We start from the raw sequence: 24,140 nt of genomic DNA, 5'->3' as shown, positions 1-24,140 counted from the left end.
GATCGCCTCGATCGCGGCAGGTGCGGGACTGCAGGCTTCAGGCCGCCGGCCGGTAGCGTTGCGCGGCATTGGCCTGCCGGATGCTGCCCAGCAGCGCTTGCCGGGCGCCGTCCAGCGCGTCCCAGCGGTCGGCGTCGTGCAGCGGCGGGATGCTCACCAACTCGCGGCGATCGAAGCCGATCAGCGCCGCATCGACCAGCTCTTCCACGTCCATCACCTCGGCCAGCGTGTTGACGTCGATGCCCGCGCGCTCCCAGATCTCGGTGCGGGTGGCCGCCGGAAGCACCGCCTGCACGTACACGCCCTTGGGCGCCAGTTCCAGGCTCATGCCCTGCGACAGGAACAGCACGAAGGCCTTGCTCGCGCCGTACACGGTCATGCCGAATTCCGGCGCCAGGCCGACCACCGAGCCGATGTTGACGATCGCGCCGCTGCCGGACTGCGCCAGCCGCGGCGCGATCGCCAGCGCCAGCCGCGTCGGCGCGGTGGTGTTGAGCGCCAGCAGGCGTTCGACGCCGTCCGCCGTCTGCTCGGCGAAGCCGCCGGATTGGGCCATGCCGGCGTTGTTGATCAGGATGCCGATGCGCGCGTCGTCGCGCAGCCGCGCTTCGACCTTGGCCAGGTCGGCCTGTGCGGTCAGGTCGGCCTGCAGCACGTCGACCGCGACCTTGTGTTCCTCGCGCAGGCGTGCGGCCAACGCGTCCAGGCGGGCGTTGTCGCGTGCGACCAGGACCAGGTCGTGGCCGCGCTGGGCGAAGCGCTGCGCGTAGACGGCGCCGATGCCGCTGGAGGCGCCGGTGATGAGGACGGTGGAAGTGGTGCTCATGCGCGTGGTCTCTTCGGATGGAAAGGGAACTGCGGCCACGATGACGTGGCCCGTGGTGTGGAGGGGCTGCTCAGCCGCCGACGCCCCTGGAAGCAGGCATTGGAAGAAAGCCACGCAATGATGATGATCATAATCTTACTTGTCAACATTTTGATGATGAACAACATCAATGTATCCTTGTGCCAGGACCAGCACCGCCGGGGGACACCCGCAATGAAAGTCAGCAAGGCGCAGGCGCAGGCGAACCGGGCGCACATCGTCGAAACCGCGTCCGCGCTGTTTCGCGAGCGCGGCTACGAAGGCATCGGCGTCGCCGATCTGATGGCCGCCGCCGGTTTCACCCACGGCGGCTTCTACAAGCACTTCCCGTCCAAGGCCGACCTGATGGCGGAGGCGACGGCGTGCGGGATCGCGCAGACCGTGGCGCTGGTGGACGGGATCGATCCGCCGGAATTCGTCCGCCGCTATGTCTCGCGCGAGCACCGCGATGCCCGCGCGGTGGGCTGCACCATGGCCGCGCTGGGCGGCGACGCCGCACGCGAGCCGGAGACGGTCCGGTCCGCGTTCGCGGACGGCGTCGAAGCCATGCTGGCGGCCCTGGAGCGCGAGGATGCTGCGGCGACCGGCGCCAGCCCCGCCGATGCGCGCGCCGCGCGCCTGGACATGCTGGCGCACGCGCTCGGCGCGATCGTCATGTCCCGGGCCTGTCCGGACGATTCGCCGCTGGCGGACGAGATCCTCGCGGCGTGCCGCGCCAACCTGCTCGCGGCGCTGGACACGGCCCCGGCGGCGGGCAAGCGCAGCGGAACGCGATCGCGTTAGTGCGACGCGACGCCGGTGCAGGCTTGCCGCGCGGCAGCAGCCACATCCATTCGCGCACGACCGCCGTTTCGCAAGGAAAAAAAGCCCGGGCGCGCGATGCGGTCCGGGCTCTGCCGCTGCGACCGCCTATTCGCGGTAGCCGCTGTCGTTCTTGTTGTGGATGATCCCGATCAGGCTGCCGCCGCCGCCCATCGACTTGCCGGCGAACACCAGGCGGCCCTGGCCCTGGTAGGCGAGCTCGTAGCGGTAGCGGTCGCCGCCCTAGAAGAACGGAATGAAGGCCTTACCGGACCGGTGACGTAAGAACCCTGGTCGGTGCGTTCGCCAATCAGGTCGGTCACCTGTTTCATACGAAACCTAGCGCACCAACTGCAATCGCTGATTGTGCAGGCGCTGTAGGGGCAAGCCTGCAGGCGATGCAGAGCGTCCCGCATCGGCGAGCGCGGCCAGGCAGGGCCGTGCGTTCGCTGCGCATGCACGCGGACCTATGCCGATTGACGAAGTCGATTCGAGGGGTTTCGCCTGTCGGGCTGCGCTCTCGACAAACCAACGAGAAAGCGCAACACATCACAGATCGCCCCCATCCCGGCTGTTTTTGCCCCTTCTTCACCGCATCATGCCGATGAACTTGGCACCCAACGGGGGGTGCCTGCCAGCGTGAAAGAGGCTGACCAGACGGGCCATCATGTTGACGGTGCCGTTTCGGCATGCCTAAGCTCATGTACGAATCGCCGATGCGCACAGACTGCGCGACATGTCGGCGTGGTACAGATGCAATCTGCAAATCAGGCGCAATCACAAGGTAAACGGACATGACCATGAAACCCTTTCGCACGCTTTGCATCTCGGCCCTGCTGGCCACTTCCTTCGCTGCTCCGGCGTTCGCCGAAAAGGTAGACGATCCGAGCCTCTACACCACCGAGGCGGTGAAGAAGAATCTGGTCCTGGGCAAGACAACCAGAGAAGAAGTGCGTGCCATCTATGGCGAGCCGACCTATGTCTACAAAACTTCCGCGAAGAATGGCGGGTACGAAAACAGGTGGCGTTACAACCCCGGTGAATCGCATGGCGAAAAAGCCCGCAAGACGGTGACCGGAGTATTCAGGTCGATGCTGCCTGGCGCCTACACTGGCGCCGCGGTGAATGAAGCGCAGAAACATGGCGTCGGCGCGCGCAACGTCAAGGACTACTCGCTGTCGATCGAATTCGACTCCAAAGGCGTGGTCACCGACTACGACCAGAGCGAGAGCAACGAGTCCAAAAACGCACTGTAGCCAGGCGAACGCCGCGTAGCGCACGAGTGTGTCGCCACGCTCCGGCGCTACCGGCAGGCGATGTCCTGATCGAACGTTCTTTCAGCATAGGACAAACAAAAAGGAGCGCATTTTGCGCTCCTTTTTGCGTTAGAGCTCCAGCACAACGCCGGACGCCACCACTAGCATTGCATTGCCGAAATTTCCGGCGAAATCGTGCGTTTCGGATGACGGCTGGACGTTGCGGCGCGGCTTACTTCGCCACCACCTTGACCATTTCCAGGCACTTGTTGGAATAGCCCCACTCGTTGTCGTACCAGGACACCAGCTTGACGAAGGTGCTGTCCAGGGCGATGCCGGCGTCGGCGTCGAAGATCGAGGTGCGCGCGTCGCCGCGGAAGTCGGTGGCCACCACCTTGTCTTCGGTGTAGCCGAGGATGCCCTTCAGCGCGCCTTCGCTCTGCGCCTTCACTTCGGCGCAGATCTCGGCGTAGGTCGCCGGCTTGTCCAGCTCCACGGTCAGGTCGACCACCGACACGTCCGAGGTCGGCACGCGGAAGCTCATGCCGGTCAGCTTCTTGTTCAACTCCGGGATCACCACGCCCACGGCCTTGGCCGCGCCGGTGCTGGACGGAATGATGTTCTCCAGGATGCCGCGGCCGCCGCGCCAGTCCTTGTTGCTGGGGCCGTCCACGGTCTTCTGCGTGGCGGTGGCGGCATGCACGGTGGTCATCAGGCCGCGCTTGATGCCCCACTTGTCGTTGATCACCTTGGCCAGCGGCGCCAGGCAGTTGGTGGTGCAGCTGGCGTTGGAGACGATCGCCTGGCCGGCATAGGTGGCGTGGTTGACGCCGTACACGAACATCGGCGTGTCGTCCTTGGACGGGGCCGACAGGATCACCTTCTTGGCGCCGGCATCGATGTGCTTCTGCGCGGTGTCCTTGGTCAGGAACAGGCCGGTGGATTCGATCACCACCTCGGCGCCGACCTCGTCCCACTTCAGCGCCGCCGGATCGCGCTCCTGGGTCAGGCGGATCTTCTTGCCGTTGACCACCAGGTGATTGCCGTCGACCGATACCTCGCCGTCGAAGCGGCCGTGCACCGAATCGTACTGCAGCATGTACGCCAGGTAGTCGGGCTCGAGCAGGTCGTTGATGGCGACGATCTCGATGTCGCTGCCGAAATTCTGTACCGCCGAGCGCAGCACATTGCGTCCGATGCGACCGAAACCGTTGATGCCAACCTTGATTGCCATTTCAGTAGCTCCTGCGGCCGCGCCAGACGCGGCGGATGGAAGGGGGCGAGCATTCTATCAGGCCGGCCGCATCGCGCCCGGCACGCGCTTCGACGCGTTTGATCAGGATCAAGGCGGCGCGGCGACGCCGGCAGGACACTGCGCCCACACCCAAACGAGACACCCATCATGCGCAAGACCTCCCCTCTCCTGCTGTCCGGCCTGGCGGCCGCCCTCGCGCTGTGCGCCCTGCCGGCGCTGGCGCAGTCGCAGGGCGACTGGACCGTGGGCATCGGCGCCCACCAGGTCAACCCGAAGTCCGACAACGGCAAGCTGGCCGGCGGCACCCTGCCGCTGAGCATCGGCAGCGACATCAAGCCGACCGTCACCTTCGAGTACTTCGTGCACCAGGACCTGGGCATCGAGGTGCTGGCCGCGCTGCCGTTCAAGCACGACATCGACGTCAAGGGCGTCGGCAAGGTCGGCAGCACCAAGCAGCTGCCGCCGGTGGTCTCGCTGCAGTACCACTTCAACAGCGCCGGCAAGGTGTCCCCGTTCGTCGGCGCCGGCATCAACTACACCACCTTCTTCAGCGAGGACACCACCGGCGCGCTGGCCGGCACCAAGCTCAAGCTGGAGGATTCCTGGGGCCTGGCCGCGCACGTCGGCGTGGACGTCGCGCTCACCGACAAGTCCGCGCTGCGGGTGGACCTGCGCTGGGCCGACATCGACAGCAAGGTCAAGGTCAACGGCGCCAGCATGGGCACCGCGAACATCGATCCGCTGGTGTACGGCCTGGCCTATGTGATGAAGTTCTGAGGCTGCGCGGGCGCCGCGCTTCTCTGGCAGACTACGCTCCACAAGGATGTGGATCGGTCGCCGCCGGGCCGACACTGGGATTCGCATCCGCCCATTCGCCGTCACCGGGGTCCCCAATGAAGCCACGCCTGTTCCGCCGTCTCGCCGTCGCCGCCCTTGCCGCCATCGCCCTGCCCGCCGCGGCGCAGTCGGCCGGCCACTTCACCACCAGCTACGGCATCCACGGCATGGTGCCCGGGTCCTCCAACGGCACCCTGAGCGGCAGCGAGCAGCGCTTCAGCGCCGACACCGCACCGGCGCTCTCGTTCAGCTACGAATACTTCTTCCGCGGCAACCTCGGCGTGGAGATCCAGACCCTGGTCGGGCAGCAGAAGATCGGCCTGGAACAGGGCGGCGATATCGGCAGCGCCTGGGCGCTGTCGCCGACGCTCTCGCTGCAGTACCACTTCAACGGCAACGGCGACATCTCCCCGTTCGTCGGCGTGGGCCTCAACTACACCACCTTCCTGGGCGCCGACGGCAAGGGCGCGTTCTCCCGCGACGACGTCAAGTTCAAGGACAGCGTCGGCCCGGCCGTGCATGCCGGCGTGGACTTCGCCATCGGCGAGCGCAGCGCGCTGCGCGTGGACGCGCGCTGGACCAGCATGCGCAGCGACGTGGAAGTGGACAGCGGCACGCTCGGCAAGGCCAAGCTCGACCCCATCACCTACGGCCTGGCCTACCTGCTGTATTTCTGATCCGCAGGGCCCGCAGCCGCGTCCACACGGGCGAGGCTTAGCGGTTGCGCAACGGCGCGATGACGCGGCCATGGCAACGTCATCGGCGCCGGCTAGAATCCGCGCATGAAATCCTCTCTCTTCGTTTCCGCCGCGCTCGCCGCGGCACTGACCGCCGCGCCGTCCGCCGCCTTCGCCTGGGGCCCGCTGGGCCATCGCCTGGTCGCCGATCTCGCCGATGCCCAACTCACCCCGCAGGCCCGCGCGCAGGTGCAGCGGTTGCTGCAGGGCGAACCCGAGCCGACCCTGGCCGGCGTCGCCAACTGGGCCGACCAATTGCGCGAAAGCGACCCGGACATGGGCAAGCGCACCGGCCCCTGGCACTACGTCAACCTCGGCGAAGAGCAGTGCCACTACGAGGAAACCCGCGATTGTCCCGACGGCAACTGCGCGGTCGAGGCGCTGCGCCGCCAGGCCGCGATCCTCGCCGATCGCAGCCAGCCGCAGGCGGCACGGGCCCAGGCGCTGAAGTTCGTGGTGCATTTCGCCGGCGACATCCAGCAGCCGCTGCACGCCGGCTACGCCCACGACAAGGGCGCCAACACGTTCCAGATCCAGTTCGAGGGCAAGGGCAGCAACCTGCATTCGCTGTGGGACAGCGGCCTGCTGCGCAGCCGCGGCCTGGACGAGGCGCACTACCTGGCGCAGCTGCAGGCGCAACCGCTGCCGGCCCCCTCGCCTGCCGGCAGCGCGTTGCCGCCGCCGGCCGCGGCCTGGGCCGAAGCCTCGTGCCGGATCATGCTGCGCCCGGGCTTCTACCCGCCCGGCGCCAAGCTGCCGGCCGACTACGTGGCGACCTGGCGCCCGGTCGCCGAAGCGCAACTGCGCCAGGCCGGCGCGGATCTGGCGGCGACGCTGAACGCTGCGCTGGGGAAGTAACGCGCGGCCCCTGCTTTTTGTAGGAGCGGCTTCAGCCGCGACAGGCCTTCCCGACAGGTCCTGTCGCGGCTGAAGCCGCTCCTACAGGAATACAGGAATGCTGCGGGATCGCGCGGGGGCCGGACCTAGCCGGCATGCCCTTGCGCCCAGCGCACGATCTCGGCAACACCGATCGCACCGCTGTGCCGCGCCAACTCGCGGCCATGCCGCAGCAAGGCCAGGGTCGGAATGCTGCGGATGCCGAAGCGCCCCGCCAGCGCCGGCTGCGCCTCGGTGTCCAGCTTGCCCAGGCGCATGCGCGGTTCCAGGTGTGCGGCGGCGGCCTCGAACTGCGGCGCCATGGTCCGGCACGGGCCGCACCACGGCGCCCAGAAGTCCACCAGCAGCGGAATGTCGCTGCGCTCGGCATGGGCGGCGAAGGTGTCCGCGGTCAACGCGACCGGCGCGCCGACGAACAGCGCACGATGGCAACGCCCGCATTGCGGTGCCGCCGCCAGGCGTTCGCCCGGCACCCGGTTCAGCGCCTGGCAGTGCGGGCAGGCGATGTGCAGCGGATCGTTCACGCGCCGGCCTCGATGCTCTTGTCGCCGAGCAACACATTGCCGTGCGCGTCCTTGACCGTGACCTGCACGTCGATGCCCTGGCGCACGCTCTGGGTGACCACGCAGAACTGCTCGAACCGGTCGAGGATGCGCTGCAGCTGCGCGTAGTCCTGGTTGCCATCGGGCAGTTGCAGTTCCACCGATGCCTGCGGAATGCGCCAGAACCCTTCCGCGTTGCGCATCGGCGTGGCGGTGATGTGCGCGACCACCCCGACCGGATCGTTCTTGAACTTGCGCAGCGCGAACAGCAGGCTCGCCGCCAGGCAGTTGGCGATGCTGGCCAACAGGATGCGCGAAGGGTTGGGCCCGCGCTCGTGGCCCAGCGGCGCGGTCTCGTCGCCCAGCCACGGCGCCAGATCGGTTTCGTCGAACTGGATGCGGAACGCGAAATCCGCCTCCTGTTCGAGGGTGACGCGGATCGGATCGCCGATGGTCATGCAGAACTCCTCATGCAGGTCTCCAGTGACGCAGACAGGGGGAATGCCGACTCTACGCCGGCGCCGGAAAGACCGCGTGGACGCGCATGCGCATCTCGCTCACGCCGGCTTGGCAGCGCGGCGCGCCAACGGGTAGTACAGCAGCGGGATCACCAGCAGGGTCAGTGCGGTACTGATCAGGATGCCGAAGATCAGCGCCACCGCCAGGCCGTTGAAGATCGGATCGTCGAGGATGAAGAAGGCGCCCAGCATCGCCGCCAGCCCGGTCAGCACGATCGGCGGCGCGCGTACCGCGCAGGCCTCGACCACTGCCTGCTCGGCACTGCGGCCCTGCACCAAGGCCTGGCGGATGAAGTCCACCAGCAGGATCGAATTGCGCACGATGATGCCGGCCAGCGCGATCATGCCGATCATGCTGGTCGCGGTGAACTGCGCGCCGAGCAGCGCGTGCCCCGGCAGCACCCCGATCACCGTCAGCGGAATCGGCGCCATGATCACCAGCGGCACCAGATAGCTGCGGAACTGCGCCACCACCAGCAGATAGATCAGCAGCAGGCCGACCGCGTAGGCGATGCCCATGTCGCGGAACGTCTCGTAGGTGATCTGCCACTCGCCATCCCACTTGACCGCGAAATCGCCGCTGTCGAGCGGTTGCGCGATGAAGGACTGCGCTACTGCCTGCCCGCCGACGCGCTGTCGGCGCAGCTGCCCGACCAGGTCGAACATGCCGTACAGCGGGCTGTCCAGGCGCCCGGCCTCGTCGCCGGTGACGTACACCACCGGCCGCAGATCCTTGTGCCAGATCGCACCGTCCCACGGCAGCCGCTGCACCGCGACCAGTTCCGACAACGGCACCAGCTGGCCGTCGCCGCCGCGCACATGCAGCGCCAGCATGCGCGCGACGCCGGCCTGCGCGGCCGCGGCCAGGCGCAGCCGCACCGGTTGCGGGTACTTGGAAGCGCCATCGTGCAGCCAGGTCGCGTCCACGCCCTGCACCGACGCCGCCAGCGCATCGGCGATCGCCGACTGGGTCACGCCCAGCCGCGCCGCGCGCACCCGATCGACCACGAGCGCCTCGCGCGCCGCCGCGCTTTCCACGCTGGTATCCACATCGACCACGTTCGGCGTGCGCAGGAAGCGCCGCTCCAATGCCAGCGCCAGCTGGCGGCTGCGCGCGTAGTCCGGGCCGTACACCTCGGCCACCAGCGGCGCCAGCACCGGCGGGCCCGGCGGCACCTCCACCACCTTCAGCGCCGCGCCATGGCGGCGCGCGATCGCCGCCAATGCCGGACGCAGCGCGCGCGCAATGGCGTGGCTTTGCCGCGTGCGCAGCTGCTTGTCGACCAGGTTCACCTGCAGGTCGCCGACGTTGTTGCCGCTGCGCAGGTAGTACTGACGCACCAGGCCGTTGAAATTGACCGGCGCCGAGGTACCAGCATAGCCCTGATAGTCGTGCACGTCCAGGGTGCGGTCGAGCACGCCGGACAGTTCGACCAGCAGCGCATCGGTGTCCTGCAGGGTGCTGCCTTCGGGCAGATCGACCACGATCTGCAATTCGGACTTGTCGTCGAACGGCAGCATCTTCATCACCACCCATTGCAACCCGACGAGCGACACCGCCAGCACCAGCAATGCGGCGATGCCGGCGAACAGCCAGCCGCGCCGCCGCGCGCCGCGCTCGGGGGCGAGGAAGGGGTGCAGCAGTTTCGAGAAGAAGCGCTGCAGGCGCGGCGATGCGGATGGCGTGGCGCCGTCGGCAGCGGCTGGCGCCGGCGCATGCCGCGCCAGCAGCTTCAGCGACAACCACGGGGTCACGATCAGCGCGATCGCCAGCGACAGCAGCATGCCGACCGAGGCGTTGATCGGGATCGGCCGCATGTACGGCCCCATCAGCCCGCTGACGAAGGCCATCGGCATCAGCGCCGCGATCACGGTGAAGGTGGCGAGGATGGTCGGCCCGCCGACCTCGTCCACCGCCGGCGGGATCGCCTCGCGCAGGGTCTTGCCGCCGGCGCGCATGTGCCGGTGGATGTTCTCCACCACCACGATGGCGTCGTCGACCAGGATGCCGATCGAGAAGATCAACGCGAACAGCGACACCCGGTTGAGGGTGAAGCCCATCGCCCACGACGCGAACAGGGTCAGCGCCAGGGTCAGCACCACCGCGCTGCCGACCACGACGGCCTCGCGCCAGCCCAGCGCGAACAGCACCAGCAGCACCACCGAGCCGGTCGCGAACACCAGCTTGTGGATCAGCTTGGCGGCCTTGGCGTCGGCGCTGGCGCCGTAGTCGCGGGTCACCTCGGCGTGCACGCCTTGCGGGATCGTCTCGCCGCGCAGCTGCCGCAGGCGCGCGGCGACGGCGCGGGTGATCGCGGCGGCATCGCTGCCGGGCTGCTTGGCGATGGCCAGCGTCACCGCCGGCGCACGGCCCTGCGCCGGACCGCCGCGGCCCGCCGGTGCGCCGTACCAGACATAGCTGCTCGGCAGGTCGGCGCCGGCGCGCACCTGCGCCACGTCGCGCAGATGCAGCGGTTGGCCTTCGTGCACGCCGATCACCAGCCCCGCCACCGTGTCGGCATCGGCCAGGAAGGTGCCGGCGGCGACCGGGACCGCGCGACCGCCGCCGATGCGCTCGCCGAGCTGGCGCACCGCATTGGCCGCCTGCAGCGACTGGCTCAGGTCGGACACGGTCAGGCCGTAGGCGGCCAGCCGCGACGGATCCAGGGTCAACGTCAGCACCCGCTGCGGCGCGCCGATGCTGTAGATATCGCGCGTGCCGGGGATGCGCTTGAGTTCGCTTTCCAGGGTGTGCGCGACCTCGCCCAGGTCCACCGCGCTGCGCTGCGGATCGTCGCTCCACAACGTCACCGCCATCACCGGCACGTCGTCGATGCCCTTGGGCTTGATCAGCGGCGTGCCCACGCCCATGCCCTGCGGCAAGGCATCCAGGTTCGAATAGACCTGGTTGTACAGCCGCACCAGCGCCGCCTGGCGCGGCACCCCGACCTGGAACTCGACGGTCAGCAGCGCCTGCCCCGGGCGGCTGACCGAGGTCACGTGCTTGACTCCTTCGATCTCGGCCAGCTTCTGCTCCAGCGGCGTGCTCAGCAATTGCTCCACTTCGCGCGCATCGGCGCCGGCGAAGGCCACCGACACGGTGGCCATGGTCACGTCGATCTGCGGCTCTTCCTCGCGCGGGGTGATCGCCACCGCGGCCAGGCCCAGCAGCAGGCCCAGCAGCGCCAGCAACGGGGTCAGCGGATTGGCCTGGAACGCCGCTGCCAGACGCCCGGACACGCCCAGTCGCGCCGCCATCTCAGCGCTCCGCCAACGCGCGCCGCTGCGCGGCCAGCGCCTGTCCGGCGGCGACCGGATCGCGCGCCACGCGCTCGCCGGCCTGCAATCCAGCCAGCACCTCGACCCGCTGCGCATCCTGCCGGCCCACGCGCAGCTGGCGCAGGCTCAGCGTGCCGGCGGCGAGCACATAGGCCGCGCTGAGTTCGCCACGCTGCAGCAACGCCGCGCGCGGCATCCACAGCGTGGCCGTGGCCACATCGGCGCCAGCGTCGGGGACGGCGAACGCGACCTTGGCGGTCGTCCCCGGCGCCGGTGCCGGCGCCAGCGCGGGCAACGGCACGCGCACCGTCACGCTGTGGCTGTTCGGATCGGCGGTGGGGAACACCACCACCTGCGGCACCGTCAGCGCGCGGCCATCGTCCAGCCGCACCTGCGCGCGCGGCGCGGCGCGGATCGCCGCGGCGTCGGACTGCGGCACCTGCACGTCGATGCGCTGCGCGCCAGGCGCGTACAGCGACAGCAGCGCCTGGCCGGTCGCCACCGCTTCGCCCGGCTGCACCTGGCGCGCGCTGACCACGCCGGCGAACGGCGCGCGGATCACCGTGTAGTCGGCCGGCTGCCGCGCCTGCGCCAGTTGCGCGGCGGCGGACTGGCGCGCCGCGACCGCGGCATCGCGGGTGGCCCGGGCCTGGTCCAGTTGCGCACGCGACACGTACTGCGCGCCGGCCAGCGCGGCGTAGCGGCGGTAGCTGGCCTCGGCCTCGTCGGCACTGGCCGCGGCCGAACGCAACTGCGCCTGTGCGCTGTCCACGCTTGCGCGCTGCTCCACCGCGCTGAGCCGCAGCAGCACCTGGCCGGCGGCGACGCGATCGTTGACGTCCACGCGCACTTCGAGCACCCGCCCGTCGGTCTGCGCCGACAGGTCGGCATGCTCCACCGCGGCGACCACGCCATCCCAGGCGCGCGCGGCGGGATCGGCGAACGCCACCGGGTCGGTCTGCAGCGCGGGCAGCGGCGGCGGCACCGCCGAGGTGGATTCGTGGCGGCACGCCGCCAGCGACAGGCTCGCGGCCAGCGCGATCGAGAGGGCAAACGGCTTCACGCGGCGGCTCCAGGACGAGGGTTCGACGGAACCCGGTCGGTGCCAGCGAACCGTCGCTGGCTGCGAGATAAATTAGAATTTTCTTATATTAGAGTCAACTGATATTATGAGCGCCGTTCATCCACCGGAGCCCCCAATGCCCCATTCCTCCGCACAAGCCCTGGTCGACAGGGCACGCCCGCAGATCCACGAGGTCGATACCGACGCCGCCGCCACGCCGCTGCCCGGCGAATGGATCATCGACGTGCGCGAACCCGGCGAGTTCGCCGTCGGCCACCTGCCCAACGCGATCAACATTCCGCGCGGCATCCTCGAATTCCGTCTCGACACCGACCCGGCGCTGGCCCGGCGCGACCAGCCGATCCTGCTGTACTGCGCCAGCGGCGGCCGCTCCACGCTGGCCGCGCTGAGCCTGCAGCACCTCGGCTACAGCGCGGTGCGCTCGTTGAACGGCGGCTTCCTCGGCTGGACCGCTGCCGGCCTGCCGGTCGCCTTCTGAGTCCGATGGCCCGCCGTCTGCAACCCGCGATGGATCCTGCGGCGATGCGTGCGCATGCCGGCGAGGCCGCGCGCCTGCTGAAGGCGCTCGGCAACGAGAAGCGGCTGCTGTTGCTGTGCCTGCTGGTGGACCACGAACACTCGGTGGGCGAACTCAACACGCGCCTGGACCTGAGCCAATCGGCGCTGTCGCAGCACCTGGCGGTGCTGCGCGAGGACGGCCTGGTGCAGACCCGCCGCGACGGGCAGACCATCTATTATTCGCTGGTCCCCGGCCCGGCGCAGCGCATCCTCGATACCTTGCACGGCATCTATTGCAGCGTCGGCCCTTCCTCTCCCGCCAAGGCAGGCCCATGAGCCAGGTTCCCCACGTCCACCCCTTCCACCACGCCGGTTCCGGCACCTGGAGCTATCTGGTCGAAGACGGCCACGACGCCGCGGTGATCGATCCGGTGCTGGACTTCGATGCGGACACCGCCACCCTGCGCGAGGCGCCGGTGCAGGGCCTGGCCGAGCTGCTGTCCGCGCGCGGCCTGCAACTGCGCTGGATCCTGGAAACCCATGCCCACGCCGACCACGTCTCCGCGGCGCAGTGGTTCAAGCAACGCTGGCCGCAGGCGACGCTGGCGATCGGCGCCGGCATCCGCGCGGCGCGCGCGCGCTTCGCGCCGCAATTCGGCCTGGCCGAGGACGCCGGCGACGGGCGCTGCGGCTTCGACCACCTGTTCGCCGACGGCGAGCGTTTCGCGATCGGTGCGCTGCAGGCGCAGGTGATCGCGGTGCCCGGACATACCGACGACAGCATCGCCTACCTGATCGGCGACGCCTTGTTTCCGGGCGATTCGCTGTTCATGCCCGACAGCGGCACGGCACGCTGCGATTTCCCCGGCGGCGATGCGGCCACGCTGTTCCGCTCGATCCGAGCGCTCTACGCACTGCCGGCCGCCACCCGCGTGTTCGTCTGCCACGACTACGGCGCAGGCGGCCGCGCGGTCGCCTGCGAAACCAGCATCGGCGCGCAGCGCCGCGACAACATCCATGTGCGCGACGGCATCGGCGAAGCCGAGTTCGTCGCGTTGCGGCGCGCGCGCGACGCGACCTTGGCGCCGCCGCGGCTGATGCAGCCGTCGGTACGCGCCAACATCCAGGCCGGCCGCACCGACGACCTGCACGCCGCGCCGCAGTGAAGGCGGTAGGATGCGGGCATGCCCCGCACGACCGCATTGCGCTGGCGACGGCCTGCGCGCCGTGCGCGCCAGGCCAAGCCGATCGCCGCCCGTCCCCCTGATTCCCGGAGCGCCTCCATGTCCCGTTCGCTACTCCGCCTGCTGTGCCTGCTCTCGCTCGTCGTCGCCCTGGCCGTGCCACCGGCCTGGGCACAGGCACCGCTGACCGTGTTCGCCGCCGCCAGCCTGAAGGAATCGCTGGACGAGGCCGCGGCCGCCTACCAGCAGTCCAGCGGTACGCCGGTGCAGGTGTCGTACGCGGCCAGCTCGGCGCTGGCGCGGCAGGTGGAACAGGGCGCGCCGGCGGACGTGTTCTTCTCCGCCGACCTGGAGTGGATGGATTATCTGCAGCAGCGCCGGTTGGTGGATCCGGCGCAACGCCGCAACCTGCTCGGCAACACGCTGGTGCTGGTCGCGCCGGTGGCGAGCGCCGCCAAGGTCGATCTGCGCAAACCCGGCACGCTCGCCGCCGCGCTCGGTGCGCAGGGCCGCCTCGCGGTCGGCCAGACCAGCAGCGTGCCGGCCGGCAAATACGCGCGCGCCGCGCTGCAGAAACTCGGCCAGTGGGACGGCGTGCAGGCGCGCCTGGCCGAATCGGAAAGCGTGCGCAGCGCGCTGATGCTGGTCGCGCGCGGCGAGGCCCCGCTGGGCATCGTCTACGGCTCCGACGCCAAGGCCGAACCGAAGGTGCGGGTGGTGGCGGTGTTCCCGGCCGACAGCCATGCGCCGATCGTGTATCCGGTGGCGGCATTGCGCGCTGGCAAGAATCCCGCCGCAGCCGACTTCGTGCGCTGGCTGGGGACCGCGCCGGCGCAGGCGATCTTCCAGCGCCGCGGTTTCTCGCTCGCGCGCTGAGCCATTGCCGTTGTTCGCATTCACGCCGCAAGAGCTCACCGCGATCGCGCTCAGCGTCAAGGTCGCACTGGTCGCGGCCTTGGGCAGCCTGCCGTTCGGCGTGGCCTGCGGCTGGCTGCTGGCGCGGCGCCGCTTCCCCGGCAAGGCGCTGCTGGATGCGTTGCTGCATCTGCCGCTGGTGATGCCGCCGGTGGTCACCGGCTATGTACTGCTGATCGTGCTCGGCACGCAGGGACCGGTCGGCGCCTGGCTGCTGGACCACCTGGGCGTGCAGTTCGCATTCCGCTGGACCGGCGCGGCACTGGCCAGCGCAGTCATGGGATTCCCGCTGATGGTGCGCGCGATCCGCCTGGCGCTGGAATCCACCGACCGTCGCCTCGAGGCCGCCGCGGCCACGCTCGGCGCCGGGCCATGGCGGGTGTTCTTCAGCATCACCCTGCCCCTGGCCTGGCCGGGGCTGGTCGCCGGCACCGCGCTCGCCTTCGCCAAGGCGCTGGGCGAATTCGGTGCCACCATCACCTTCGTGTCGAATATCCCCGGGGAAACCCAGACCCTGTCGTCGGCGATCTACGGCCTGCTGCAGGTGCCCGGCGGCGAATCGGGCATCTGGCGGCTGGCGGCGGTGGCCCTGGCGATCTCGCTGGCCGCGCTGCTGCTGTCCGAATGGCTGGTGCGGCGCCAGCGCGGGCCGGAGGCGGACGCGTGAGTCGGCTCCCCGCCGCTGCACGCGGTCGGTCCGCGGCACGTCTCCACGTCGCGCCGCGCTTGCCGCAGGATGCGAGCGTGCGCCGGTGCTGAGCATCGATATCGAAGTGCAGCGCGGCCGCTTTCAGCGCCGCTTGCGGGTCGAGGAGACGGCGCGGGTGGTCGCGCTGGTCGGCCCGTCCGGCGCCGGCAAGACCAGCATGCTCAACGCCATCGCCGGCGTGCTGCGGCCGCGCAGCGGACGCATCGTCATCGACGACCGCGTGCTCTACGACAGCGCCGCCGGCATCGACGTGCCCACCCACCGCCGCCGCATCGGCTACGTGTTCCAGGACGCGCGGCTGTTCCCGCACATGGACGTCCGCCGCAACCTCGGCTACGGCCGCCACGGCCGCGGCCAGGCCGAGCGCTTCGGCTTCGAGGCGGTGGTGGAACTGCTCGGCATCGCGCCGCTGCTGGCGCGGCGCCCGGGCAATCTGTCCGGCGGCGAGGCGCAGCGCGTGGCGATCGGCCGCGCGCTGCTGTCGCAGCCGGCGATCCTGCTGTTCGACGAACCGCTGTCGGCGCTGGACGCGCAACGCCGCGGCGAACTGATTCCGTACCTGCAGCGCGTGCGCGACGAGGTGCGCCTGCCGATGCTGTACGTCAGCCACCAGGCCGAGGAAGTGGAACGCATCGCCGACGCGATCCATCGGCTGGAGTAACGCGCCGACGCCGCGTTCACCGCCGATGGCCAGACTGTGCGCCATCGCAACGAAGCCAGGCCGCCGCCATGCGCCGCTACCGCAAGCACGATTTCCCGCTCGACCAGGTGCGCCGGTTCCTGGAACCCGGCCCGGTGGTGCTGGTCGGCTCGGCGTGGAAAGGGCAGCGCGACATCATGACCATGGGCTGGCACATGGTGCTGGAGTTCTCGCCGTCGCTGATCGCCTGCTGCATCTCCAGCGCCAACCACAGTTTCGAACTGGTCCGGCGCAGCAAGCAATGCACGATCAACCTGCCGACCGCGGACCTGCTCGACACCGTGGTCGGCATCGGCAACAGCAGCGGCGCGCAGCTCGACAAGTTCGCGCACTTCGGCCTGACCGCGGTGGCCGGCACGCACGTCGATGCGCCGTCGATCGCCGAGTGCTATGCCAGCTTCGAGTGCCGCCTGCACGACGGCCGCCAGATCGCCAGGCACAACCTGTTCGTCTGGGAAGTGGTCAAGGCGCATGTCGCCACGTCGCCGAAACTGCCCAGGACCCTGCACTACCGCGGCGACGGCAAGTTCATGCTGTCCGGCGCGGAAGTCTCGCGGCGGCGCCTGTTCAAGCCGGAGATGCTGTAGCGCGGCGGCGATCCTGCCGCCGCCCACATGGGGCATCTCTCTCAAGATGCTGCCCTTGTAGGAGCGGCTTCAGCCGCGACAGGCTCTACCGGCGACGCCTATCGCAATCGATGGCAAGACACGAATCGCTTCCGCAACCCGCAACCATGACAGCAAGACCTTCCAGCGCTCACGGCTCGGCATCTGCTCACGCACTCAACGCGCACTGCGACCGCCCACGCGCCCGGCCTGCACGCTGGCCTTGCCCTCGCGCACCTCGAAGGTGAACGCGTAGGCCAGCGTCACCGGCACCTCTTCCACCGACACGGCATCGTCGCAGCGTCCCTCCACCGCCGGCCGCTGCGCCGGATCGGCATAGGTGCAGATCGCCGCCGGCACGAAGCGCCAGCGCGCGACCTCCTGCTGTACCGCCTGCAGCAGATCGGCGTTGTCCGCCAGCGCGCCGGCACGGCATTCCTCTCGGTCGCGCAAGGGCTCGCTGCGCTGCACCGCGCCTTGCGCGGACAGGATCACGCGCACGCACACCGTGGTCGGCGCCAGCGTGCGCCGTGGCGAATCGGCCGGCAGCTGCGGCGTCGGCGCGTCCAGTGGTTGCGGCATGCGGAACACCTGCTGCGGCTGCATCGTGTAGGCGGTGATGGCCCCACCCGGGGCACCATCGCCGCGTGGCGCCAGCAGACGCTGGTCCACGGAATCCAGCCGCTGGGTCTGCTCGCGCTGCGGCTGGCTGGCGCAGCTGGCCAGGCACAGGCACGCGCTGGCCAGGCAGATCCTGTGCAGGCTCATCGCTTGGCCGTCTTGATGGACATGCCGCAATACACGCGCCGGGTCGGCCTTTGCTCGACGACAGAGACAACGTCGCAGGTTTGCTCAGGCGCATCATCCGCTTCCGTATCCACCAGATACCAGCGGTAGTCCGATGCATTGGGGACCCCAGATGGCGCATCCACAGGCTCCCTTCCGGATTCGAAGTTGACCGGTATCTGCAGCCGCGACGCGACCGGCCGTCCCTGCTTCTGCGCCGGAACGAAGCGCCACTGCCTGGCGGCGGCAATCGCCGCCTGATCCAGCGCGGCGTTGCCGGTGCCACGACCAAGCAACTGCACATCGCTGACGGCGCCGGCGGCATCCACGCTCACCAACAGCGACAGTTTTCCCGAGGCGCCCTCGTCCAGGGCGTCGCGCGGATAGGCCGGTGGCGGCATGGCCAGCGGTTTGGCCGGTGTGGCCGCATGCTTGGCGGATGTGGTCGCAGCCTCGGCTGCCGACGCGAGCAGCATTGGCGAGCGCGTTTCAGCGTTGGCCGGCGCCGTGCCTACCGCGGAAGCGGTCCCCGCCCGCGCGCCCGCATCCGGTGCTTGCGCATCCGCCAGCGCGGGCGCACTGCCGCTTCCTGCCAACGCGGACGCCGGCAGCGGTTGCAACGCCCATGCCGCGCCACCGCCGCACAGTGTCGCCATCGCCACCACGGCGATGCCCGCACGCCGCCGCCAGCCGCTCACGGCCGGCCGCTGCAGCATCCCGATCCGCTGCCGCAAGGTATGCCCCGCCTGCCAGTGGCAGCCGACCGGCAACGCGATCGCATCCAGCTGGGTCTGCAACATCGCCTCGGCGTAGCTGCGCCGCGAGGCCGGGTGCCGCACCAGTACCGCCGCATCGCAGGCCAGCTCCTGGTCGAAGCGGAACCGCGCCGCGGCCCAGTGCAGCAAGGGGTTGAACCAGTACGCACAGCGCAAGGCGGCCAGCAACAGGTTGTGGCGGGTGTCGCCGCGGGCGATATGCATGCGCTCGTGGGCCAGCACCAGTTGCGCCTGCGCAGACGGATAGCGCTGCGCGAAATCCATCGGCAGCACCACCCGCGGGCGCCAGGCGCCGAGCACCAGCGGACCGTGCTGGGCGTGCTGCGCGTACAGGACCCCATCGGCGCCGGGCGACAGCCGCCCCAGGCTGCGCCGGTAGCGCTGCTGCTGCCGCCACAACGCGGCGGCCATCGCCGCCGCGCCCAACAGCCAGAGGGCAGCCATCCACAGAGCGGCATGGTTGCTCGCCATCGTCGTCGCACCCGCAGCGCCAGCCGCTCCCTGCGGCAGCCCGACCCAGACCTGCGGCATCGCCAATGCCGCCGGCAATGCCGGACGCACATCGGCAGGCAGCAGCACGGCGAGCATCGCCATCGGCACCACGCCCCACACTGCGTAGGCAATGCCCGCGCCGAACAGCCGCCGCAACGGCGCGCGCAGCGCCAACACCGCCACGATCGCCGCGCTGCCGGACAGCGCCGTGGCCCACATTCCCGCTACGAAGGTATCAACGCTCATCGTCCAGCTCCTGGATCAGTCGTTTGAGTTCGGCGATATCGGCGTCGCTGAGCTTGCCGCGTTCGCTGAAGTGCGCCACCAGCGGCGCGACGCGGCCGCCGAACAGGCGTTCGAGCAGGCCCTCGCTCTGTTGCTGCACCCACTGCTCGCGCTGCAGCAGCGGCGAATACAGATAGCGGCGGCCTTGTTTTTCGGCGCGGATCGCGCCCTTGTTGAGCAGCCGATTGAGCAAGGTCTTGACCGTGGGTTCGGCCCAGCCGCCATGCCCGGACAGGGCGGCGAACACCTCCTCCGCGCCGAGCGGGCTGCGGTCCCACAGCACCTCCATCACCACGGCTTCGGCATCGCTGATCGACATGTCGTTTACGCCTGTAATTTTTACCGATTACATGAGTAATCGAAGCCATTGTCAAGCGCTTTCGCCAACCGCGGAAGCACGCGATCGCGGCGCTCGCCTAAGCTATGCCGATGACCGACTCCCTCGAAGACCTCGACGCCGCTGCCGAGCTGATCCTGCAGCGCATCCCCGGCCCACTGCGCATCGGCGCGCCGCTGGGCATCGGCAAGCCGCACCGCCTGCTCAACGCGCTGTACGACCGGGTCGCCGCCGATCCGCAGCGGCCGATGCAGCTCTACACCGCGCTGTCGCTGAACCCGCCGGCGCCCGGCGGCGGACTGGAAGGCCGCTTCCTGCGCCCGTTCGTGCAACGCCATTTCGGCGACGACTTCCCGAAGCTCAAGTACGTGCAGGCCCTGCAGCGCGATGCGCTGCCGGCGCATATCCAGGTGGAAGAGTTCTACATGCAGTCCGGCGCGCTGCTGCGCTCGACGCAGGCGCAGCGCAACTACACCAGCCTCAACTACACCCATGCGGCCGATGCGGTGGCGCAGCGCGCGCCCAACCTGATCGTGCAGAAGGTGGCGCGCGAACCCGACGGCACCCGCCTGTCGTTCTCCTGCAACAACGACATCACCCAGGACACGCTGGACGCAGTGCGCCGGCGCGGCCTGCCGCGGCCGCTGCTGGTCGCCGAGGTGGATCCGCAGCTGCCGTGGATCGGCGGCAGCGCGGCGGTGGAGCCGTCGTTCTTCGACGTGGTGGTGAACCCGCCGGGTCCGTATCCGCGCCTGTTCGGACTGCCGCGGCAGCCGGTGGCCGACGCCGACTATGCCATCGGCCTGTATGCGAGCGCGCTGGTGCGCGACGGCGGCACGCTGCAGATCGGCATCGGCACCCTGGCCGATGCGCTGTGCCACGCGCTGGTATTACGGCACACCGACAACGCGCGCTACCGGCAGGTGCTTGCGGCGCTGGATCCGGAACTGGCAACGCACCCCGCGGTCCAGGAATGCGGCGGGCTCGCGCCGTTCTCGATCGGCCTGTTCGGCTGCAGCGAGATGCTCAACGAAGGCTTCCGTCAGCTGGTCCAGTGCGGGGTGATCAAGCGCAAGGTGCTCGACGACGCCGCGCTGATGCAGCGCGTGACCGACGGCAGCGCCGATGCCGACGACCAGGCGCGGCTGCAGCGCGACGGCGAATACCTGCAGGGCGCGTTCTACCTCGGCTCGCCCGAGTTCTACGCCTGGCTGCGCGAGATGGCGCCGGAGGCGCGCACCGGCATCGGCATGCACCGGATCAGCGCGATCAACCAGCTGTACGGCGACGAGCGCCTGCGCCGCCTGCAGCGGCGCGAGGCGCGCTTCTTCAACTCGTGCATGATGGCCACCGTGCTGGGCGCGGCAGTCTCCGACGCGCTGGACGACGGCCGCGTGGTGTCCGGCGTCGGCGGCCAGTACAACTTCGTAGCGATGGCGCACGCCCTGGACGACGCGCGCAGCGTGCTGATGTTCCGCGCCGTCCGCGGCGAGGCGCCCGCGCTGCACTCCAACGTGCGCTGGAACTATGGCCACACCACGATTCCGCGCCACCTGCGCGACATCTATCTCAACGAGTACGGCATCGCCGACCTGCGCGGCCTGACCGACGAAGACTGCATCGTCGGCATGATCGGCATCGCCGATGCGGCGTTCCAGCCTGCGCTGCTGGCCGAGGCCAAACAGGCCGGCAAGCTGTGCGCCGACGTCCTCGCGCGACCGCACTGGCAGCGCAACCGCGCCGAACGCGTGGGCGCCGCGCTGGTCCCATTCCGCGCCGACGGCACCCTGCCCGACTATCCGCTGGGCAGCGACTTCACCGAGGTCGAACAGCGCCTGCTGCGCGCGCTCACCTGGCTCAAGCGCAACACCGCCAGCACCGGCACGAAGCTGGCCACCGTGGCGCGCGCGCTGCTGTCGCGCGACGCCGGCGATCCGGCCAGCCTGCAACGCATGGCGCTGGATGCGCCGCGCGGCATCGGCGAGCGCATGGAGGCGCGCCTGCTGGCCTACGCCTTGCAGCAGACCAGGCCACACTGAACATCGCGCCGCCGCGAGGCGGCGAAGCCGGCACCACGGCCGCACACCTCGGCCATCGCCGAGGTCACCGCATCGCCACATCCACTGCGTAAGGTGGCCTCGCCCGCAGGACGCGGCAACCAACGCCCATCCACCACGACGGCCGCTCCATCGGCATGCCGGCCGCGCTGCGCAACGTTTCGTTGCGCGTTCGCTGGCGTGCCGGATGGCGACCGGATGCCGGACGGGGGCGGCACTTCGCCCATCTCCCCCAAAGACCAAAGGCACCTCGTTCATGCGCGGATTCCGATCGCTCGCTGTGTTGCTTTCCCTGTTGTCGTGCAACTGCCTACCCGCCTTCGCCGGCACGCAAGCCAATGGTCCCGATTCCTACAGCGGCAGCTACGACCGTCCCGGACGCCCGGCCATCGTCGGCCATCGCGGCGCGGCGGGGATTCGTCCCGAAAACACCTTGTCCTCGTTTCGCGAAGCGCTGGAACTGGGCGCGGACGCGCTGGAGACCGACGTGCACCGGACCCAGGACGGCGTGTGGGTCATCAACCACGATTTCTTCCTGAATCCGGATGTCGCACGCGACGGCGACGGCCAATGGAATGCACCCAAGACCCCGCTGTCGGCCATGACCTATGCGCAGATCGAACGCTACGACATCGGCCGCGCACGCCCGGGTTCGGCCTACGCCAGGGAGCATTCCGCGCTGGTGGCGGTCGACGGCGAGCGCGTGCCCACGCTCGATCAGCTGATCGCGCTGATCCGCGGCCACGACGACACGACCCAGTTGTTCCTGGAAATAAAATCCCTGCCGATCGTTCCCGGCTTGAGCGCCGGCCCCGAGGTGCTGGCCCGCGGGGTGGTCCAGGCGCTGAGCAAGAACGACTTCAAGCAGCGCACCTATGTGCTGTGCTTCGACTGGAACGTGCTGCGCGCGATCCACCGCCTCGACCCGGCGATCCGGCTGGTGTTCCTGAGCCAGGACGTCAAGCGCGCGCTCGCCCGCGACGACGCGCGTGCGCTGACCAACAAGGACGCGCACAGCGTGATGCAGCAGATGAGCGGCCTGGACGGACTGGGCGGACGCTCGGTCGGCGAGGCGGTCCGCGACGAAGGCGGAACCATCTGGGACATCAACTATGCCGACATCACCGCCGCCGACCTGGCCCAGGCACGCCACGACCATCTGCGACTCGGCGCGTGGACCGTGGACGATGCCGACACCGCACGCCTGCTGTACAACCTGGGCGTGGACTACATCACCACCAATCGCCCGGACGTGATGCTGCAGGCGTTCGGCAAGGATGCCGCCGTGAACGCTCCTCTGCCGCCTGGCGCCTCGCGCTAGCCGACAACGCATCCCGCCCGTTGCGTCAGCCCGACGCAGCGGGCCATGCAGAGGGTGAACATGGCAACGTGTGACGCGGCGCGGCAACAAGACGGAAAGCATTGCGTCAAGCTGCATCGGGATGATCATCACATCTTGTTCTTCGGTCTTGCCGCATGCATCTCCGTTCATCCGCCCATCCGACGCCGGATAGGGCCTGTCGCTCTGTGGCGCGTGGCGCCCGGGCCAAACGTATCGAACGTATCAAACGTGCACTGCTTGGCCTGTTGGCGCTCGCGCCGCTCGCGTTGCACGCCGCACCGCGGCTCAACGAGCTGCAATACATCGGCAGCCACAACAGCTACCACGCCGGCTTCGCGCCCAGCGAAGCCGAACTCTGGAAACGCACCGATCCGGCCATGTTCGCGACGCTGGATTACCGCCATCCGCCGCTGACGCAGCAATTCGACGACGGCGTCAGGCAGATCGAACTGGACATCTATGCCGATGCCAAGGGTGGCCGCTATGCGCACCCGGCGATCGTCGGGCAGATCGCCGAGGCCGGCCTGCCGCCGGCGCCGGCCATCGCCGCGCCCGGGGTGATGGAAAAGCCCGGATTCAAGGTCATGCACGTGCAGGACCTGGACCAGCGCAGCACCTGCCAGCCGCTGGTCGCCTGCCTGCAGGAAGTGCGCGCGTGGTCCACACAGCATCCGGGCCATCTGCCGGTGTTCGTGCTGCTGGAAACCGAGGAGTCGTCGTTGCAGTTGGCGTTTCCGACCGTGCAGCCCGAACCCTTCGATGCCGCCGCGATGGATGCGCTGGATGCGGAAATCCGCTCGGTCTTCCGGCCCGACGAGTATCTGAGTCCGGACCAGGTGCGCGGCACGGCGCCCACGCTCAACGCCGCGATTCTTGCGCACGGCTGGCCGTCCCTGTCCGAAGCGCGCGGCAAGATCGTGTTCCTGCTCGACCAGCATTCGGTGGGCCGGCATTACCTGCCCGGCCATCCTTCGCTGCGCGGCCGCGTGTGCTTCACCAACGCCATTCCGGGCGAAGCCGATGCGGCCTTCACCGAGCGCAACGACGGCAGCGCAGAAGAGATCGCGCGGCTGGTGAAGGCCGGATATCTGGTGCGTACGCGCACCGATGCGGACCTGAAGGAGCCGGCGCGCGGCGACACCACACGCCGCGACAGCATGCTGGCCAGCGGCGCGCAACTGCTCAGCACCGATTATCCGGACCACGAACCGGCCGCCTCCGGCTATGTGCTGCGCTTCGCCGGCGACGCGGTGGCGCGCTGCAATCCGCAATTCCCGGCGGCGCACTGCGCCGGCTACGACCTGACGCACTAACCGCGGCGGCCGTTGCGCAACGCACGCGTGATCGCGATGGCGATCGCCGCTGGACGCGTGCGCGCGATCG

24 protein-coding genes and 1 pseudogene are annotated in these 24,140 nt (G+C 69.4%); 15 read left to right on the top strand and 10 right to left on the bottom strand.

Annotated features, from left to right (window positions below; all coding sequences use genetic code 11):
• Positions 1 to 37: 37 nt before the first annotated feature.
• The gene (locus AB8810_RS05680; protein ID WP_191824441.1) at positions 38 to 826 is read right to left on the bottom strand and encodes an SDR family oxidoreductase; all 789 of its coding nucleotides are present in this window, start codon (positions 824 to 826) and stop codon (positions 38 to 40) included.
• A gap of 213 nt (positions 827 to 1,039) precedes the next feature.
• Here AB8810_RS05680 and AB8810_RS05675 point away from each other — a divergent pair, with 213 nt between their 5' ends.
• Positions 1,040 to 1,648, top strand: a complete 609-nt coding sequence (locus tag AB8810_RS05675) for a TetR/AcrR family transcriptional regulator (RefSeq protein WP_191824581.1) — start codon at positions 1,040 to 1,042, stop codon at positions 1,646 to 1,648.
• A 126-nt stretch (positions 1,649 to 1,774) separates the two neighbouring features.
• On the opposite strand, the pseudogene AB8810_RS05670 reads toward AB8810_RS05675, so the two are convergent.
• Positions 1,775 to 1,998, bottom strand: a pseudogene (locus AB8810_RS05670) (hypothetical protein); the annotation flags it as partial.
• Between the two features lie 462 nt (positions 1,999 to 2,460).
• On the opposite strand from AB8810_RS05670, the gene AB8810_RS05665 reads away from it, so the two are divergent.
• A complete protein-coding gene (locus tag AB8810_RS05665) occupies positions 2,461 to 2,922 on the top strand; it encodes a hypothetical protein (RefSeq protein ID WP_191824442.1) in 462 nt (153 codons plus the stop codon).
• A 232-nt stretch (positions 2,923 to 3,154) separates the two neighbouring features.
• Here the strand turns inward: AB8810_RS05665 and gap are convergent, their stop codons facing one another.
• Positions 3,155 to 4,156 (bottom strand): type I glyceraldehyde-3-phosphate dehydrogenase, encoded by a 1,002-nt coding sequence (gap, locus tag AB8810_RS05660; RefSeq protein ID WP_184411928.1) that lies wholly within the window; start codon positions 4,154 to 4,156, stop codon positions 3,155 to 3,157.
• Between the two features lie 168 nt (positions 4,157 to 4,324).
• Here gap and AB8810_RS05655 point away from each other — a divergent pair, with 168 nt between their 5' ends.
• From AB8810_RS05655 to AB8810_RS05645, 3 genes are all read left to right on the top strand, one after another.
• Entirely contained in the window at positions 4,325 to 4,954 is a 630-nt protein-coding gene (locus AB8810_RS05655; RefSeq protein WP_179566833.1) for an OmpW family protein, read from the top strand.
• Between the two features lie 116 nt (positions 4,955 to 5,070).
• Positions 5,071 to 5,691, top strand: coding sequence for an OmpW family protein (locus tag AB8810_RS05650; protein WP_179566835.1), 621 nt, complete (start codon positions 5,071 to 5,073; stop codon positions 5,689 to 5,691).
• Between the two features lie 105 nt (positions 5,692 to 5,796).
• Entirely contained in the window at positions 5,797 to 6,609 is an 813-nt protein-coding gene (locus tag AB8810_RS05645; RefSeq protein ID WP_369915787.1) for a S1/P1 nuclease, read from the top strand.
• 125 nt (positions 6,610 to 6,734) lie between these two features.
• On the opposite strand, the gene trxC is transcribed toward AB8810_RS05645, so the two are convergent.
• The 4 genes from trxC to AB8810_RS05625 form a co-directional block, all read right to left on the bottom strand.
• Complete coding sequence (gene trxC / locus AB8810_RS05640) at positions 6,735 to 7,172, bottom strand: thioredoxin TrxC (protein WP_369915786.1); 438 nt, start codon at positions 7,170 to 7,172, stop codon at positions 6,735 to 6,737.
• Positions 7,169 to 7,648, bottom strand: coding sequence for an OsmC family protein (locus AB8810_RS05635; RefSeq protein WP_369915785.1), 480 nt, complete (start codon positions 7,646 to 7,648; stop codon positions 7,169 to 7,171). The genes trxC and AB8810_RS05635 overlap by 4 nt, the downstream gene beginning before the upstream one ends.
• Positions 7,649 to 7,747: 99 nt before the next feature.
• Positions 7,748 to 10,966 carry an efflux RND transporter permease subunit gene (locus tag AB8810_RS05630; RefSeq protein ID WP_369915784.1) on the bottom strand — a complete coding sequence of 1,073 codons (3,219 nt, stop codon included), beginning with the start codon at positions 10,964 to 10,966 and terminating at the stop codon, positions 7,748 to 7,750.
• A 1-nt stretch (position 10,967) separates the two neighbouring features.
• On the bottom strand, positions 10,968 to 12,050 hold the full coding sequence (locus AB8810_RS05625; RefSeq protein ID WP_206256853.1) for an efflux RND transporter periplasmic adaptor subunit: 1,083 nt from the start codon (positions 12,048 to 12,050) through the stop codon (positions 10,968 to 10,970).
• Positions 12,051 to 12,186: 136 nt separating this feature from the next.
• Between AB8810_RS05625 and AB8810_RS05620 the strand changes: the two genes are divergently transcribed.
• The 7 genes from AB8810_RS05620 to AB8810_RS05590 all read left to right on the top strand — a co-directional run bounded on the left by AB8810_RS05620 (position 12,187) and on the right by AB8810_RS05590 (position 16,664).
• Positions 12,187 to 12,549, top strand: coding sequence for a rhodanese-like domain-containing protein (locus AB8810_RS05620; protein ID WP_191824449.1), 363 nt, complete (start codon positions 12,187 to 12,189; stop codon positions 12,547 to 12,549).
• A 5-nt stretch (positions 12,550 to 12,554) separates the two neighbouring features.
• Complete coding sequence (locus tag AB8810_RS05615) at positions 12,555 to 12,905, top strand: metalloregulator ArsR/SmtB family transcription factor (protein WP_191824450.1); 351 nt, start codon at positions 12,555 to 12,557, stop codon at positions 12,903 to 12,905.
• Positions 12,902 to 13,735 carry an MBL fold metallo-hydrolase gene (locus tag AB8810_RS05610; protein WP_369915783.1) on the top strand — a complete coding sequence of 278 codons (834 nt, stop codon included), beginning with the start codon at positions 12,902 to 12,904 and terminating at the stop codon, positions 13,733 to 13,735. Before AB8810_RS05615 ends, AB8810_RS05610 begins: the two co-directional genes overlap by 4 nt.
• Before the next feature lie 117 nt (positions 13,736 to 13,852).
• Positions 13,853 to 14,629, top strand: coding sequence for a molybdate ABC transporter substrate-binding protein (gene modA / locus AB8810_RS05605; protein WP_369915782.1), 777 nt, complete (start codon positions 13,853 to 13,855; stop codon positions 14,627 to 14,629).
• 10 nt (positions 14,630 to 14,639) lie between these two features.
• Positions 14,640 to 15,335 carry a molybdate ABC transporter permease subunit gene (modB, locus tag AB8810_RS05600; protein WP_179566855.1) on the top strand — a complete coding sequence of 232 codons (696 nt, stop codon included), beginning with the start codon at positions 14,640 to 14,642 and terminating at the stop codon, positions 15,333 to 15,335.
• An 85-nt stretch (positions 15,336 to 15,420) separates the two neighbouring features.
• Positions 15,421 to 16,038 carry a molybdenum ABC transporter ATP-binding protein gene (locus tag AB8810_RS05595; RefSeq protein WP_179566862.1) on the top strand — a complete coding sequence of 206 codons (618 nt, stop codon included), beginning with the start codon at positions 15,421 to 15,423 and terminating at the stop codon, positions 16,036 to 16,038.
• A 68-nt stretch (positions 16,039 to 16,106) separates the two neighbouring features.
• On the top strand, positions 16,107 to 16,664 hold the full coding sequence (locus AB8810_RS05590; RefSeq protein WP_179566864.1) for a flavin reductase family protein: 558 nt from the start codon (positions 16,107 to 16,109) through the stop codon (positions 16,662 to 16,664).
• Positions 16,665 to 16,859: 195 nt separating this feature from the next.
• Here AB8810_RS05590 and AB8810_RS05585 read toward each other — a convergent pair whose 3' ends face one another.
• The 3 genes from AB8810_RS05585 to AB8810_RS05575 are packed head-to-tail and all read right to left on the bottom strand — an operon-like array spanning position 16,860 to position 19,340.
• Positions 16,860 to 17,444 (bottom strand): hypothetical protein, encoded by a 585-nt coding sequence (locus AB8810_RS05585; protein WP_369916627.1) that lies wholly within the window; start codon positions 17,442 to 17,444, stop codon positions 16,860 to 16,862.
• Between the two features lie 2 nt (positions 17,445 to 17,446).
• A complete protein-coding gene (locus AB8810_RS05580; protein WP_369916626.1) occupies positions 17,447 to 18,913 on the bottom strand; it encodes a TonB family protein in 1,467 nt (488 codons plus the stop codon).
• Positions 18,914 to 18,971: 58 nt separating this feature from the next.
• Positions 18,972 to 19,340, bottom strand: a complete 369-nt coding sequence (locus tag AB8810_RS05575) for a BlaI/MecI/CopY family transcriptional regulator (RefSeq protein ID WP_179566868.1) — start codon at positions 19,338 to 19,340, stop codon at positions 18,972 to 18,974.
• Between the two features lie 110 nt (positions 19,341 to 19,450).
• Between AB8810_RS05575 and AB8810_RS05570 the strand changes: the two genes are divergently transcribed.
• The 3 genes from AB8810_RS05570 to AB8810_RS05560 all read left to right on the top strand — a co-directional run bounded on the left by AB8810_RS05570 (position 19,451) and on the right by AB8810_RS05560 (position 24,070).
• On the top strand, positions 19,451 to 21,397 hold the full coding sequence (locus AB8810_RS05570; protein WP_369915781.1) for an acetyl-CoA hydrolase/transferase C-terminal domain-containing protein: 1,947 nt from the start codon (positions 19,451 to 19,453) through the stop codon (positions 21,395 to 21,397).
• Positions 21,398 to 21,695: 298 nt separating this feature from the next.
• Positions 21,696 to 22,736 carry a glycerophosphodiester phosphodiesterase family protein gene (locus AB8810_RS05565; RefSeq protein ID WP_369915780.1) on the top strand — a complete coding sequence of 347 codons (1,041 nt, stop codon included), beginning with the start codon at positions 21,696 to 21,698 and terminating at the stop codon, positions 22,734 to 22,736.
• A 263-nt stretch (positions 22,737 to 22,999) separates the two neighbouring features.
• Positions 23,000 to 24,070, top strand: coding sequence for a phosphatidylinositol-specific phospholipase C1-like protein (locus AB8810_RS05560; protein ID WP_369916625.1), 1,071 nt, complete (start codon positions 23,000 to 23,002; stop codon positions 24,068 to 24,070).
• Positions 24,071 to 24,140 lie beyond the last annotated feature (70 nt).

This window comes from Xanthomonas sp. NCPPB 3005, from assembly GCF_041228095.2.
GTDB classification, from domain to species: Bacteria; Pseudomonadota; Gammaproteobacteria; order Xanthomonadales; family Xanthomonadaceae; genus Xanthomonas_A; species Xanthomonas_A bonasiae.
The sequence above is the reverse complement of the archived record's forward strand: the minus strand, read 5'-3'. Positions and strand labels throughout refer to the sequence as shown.

Bases quoted from the DNA above. Each gene is read 5' to 3' on its own strand.
- AB8810_RS05680 (WP_191824441.1), bottom strand. From the start codon at position 826: ATGAGCACCACTTCCACCGTCCTCATCACCGGCGCCTCCAGCGGCATC.
- AB8810_RS05675 (WP_191824581.1), top strand. From the start codon at position 1,040: ATGAAAGTCAGCAAGGCGCAGGCGCAGGCGAACCGGGCGCACATCGTC.
- AB8810_RS05665 (WP_191824442.1), top strand. From the start codon at position 2,461: ATGACCATGAAACCCTTTCGCACGCTTTGCATCTCGGCCCTGCTGGCC.
- gap (WP_184411928.1), bottom strand. From the start codon at position 4,156: ATGGCAATCAAGGTTGGCATCAACGGTTTCGGTCGCATCGGACGCAAT.
- AB8810_RS05655 (WP_179566833.1), top strand. From the start codon at position 4,325: ATGCGCAAGACCTCCCCTCTCCTGCTGTCCGGCCTGGCGGCCGCCCTC.
- AB8810_RS05650 (WP_179566835.1), top strand. From the start codon at position 5,071: ATGAAGCCACGCCTGTTCCGCCGTCTCGCCGTCGCCGCCCTTGCCGCC.
- AB8810_RS05645 (WP_369915787.1), top strand. From the start codon at position 5,797: ATGAAATCCTCTCTCTTCGTTTCCGCCGCGCTCGCCGCGGCACTGACC.
- AB8810_RS05635 (WP_369915785.1), bottom strand. From the start codon at position 7,648: ATGACCATCGGCGATCCGATCCGCGTCACCCTCGAACAGGAGGCGGAT.
- AB8810_RS05630 (WP_369915784.1), bottom strand. From the start codon at position 10,966: ATGGCGGCGCGACTGGGCGTGTCCGGGCGTCTGGCAGCGGCGTTCCAG.
- AB8810_RS05620 (WP_191824449.1), top strand. From the start codon at position 12,187: ATGCCCCATTCCTCCGCACAAGCCCTGGTCGACAGGGCACGCCCGCAG.
- AB8810_RS05615 (WP_191824450.1), top strand. From the start codon at position 12,555: ATGGCCCGCCGTCTGCAACCCGCGATGGATCCTGCGGCGATGCGTGCG.
- AB8810_RS05610 (WP_369915783.1), top strand. From the start codon at position 12,902: ATGAGCCAGGTTCCCCACGTCCACCCCTTCCACCACGCCGGTTCCGGC.
- modA (WP_369915782.1), top strand. From the start codon at position 13,853: ATGTCCCGTTCGCTACTCCGCCTGCTGTGCCTGCTCTCGCTCGTCGTC.
- AB8810_RS05590 (WP_179566864.1), top strand. From the start codon at position 16,107: ATGCGCCGCTACCGCAAGCACGATTTCCCGCTCGACCAGGTGCGCCGG.
- AB8810_RS05575 (WP_179566868.1), bottom strand. From the start codon at position 19,340: ATGTCGATCAGCGATGCCGAAGCCGTGGTGATGGAGGTGCTGTGGGAC.
- AB8810_RS05570 (WP_369915781.1), top strand. From the start codon at position 19,451: ATGACCGACTCCCTCGAAGACCTCGACGCCGCTGCCGAGCTGATCCTG.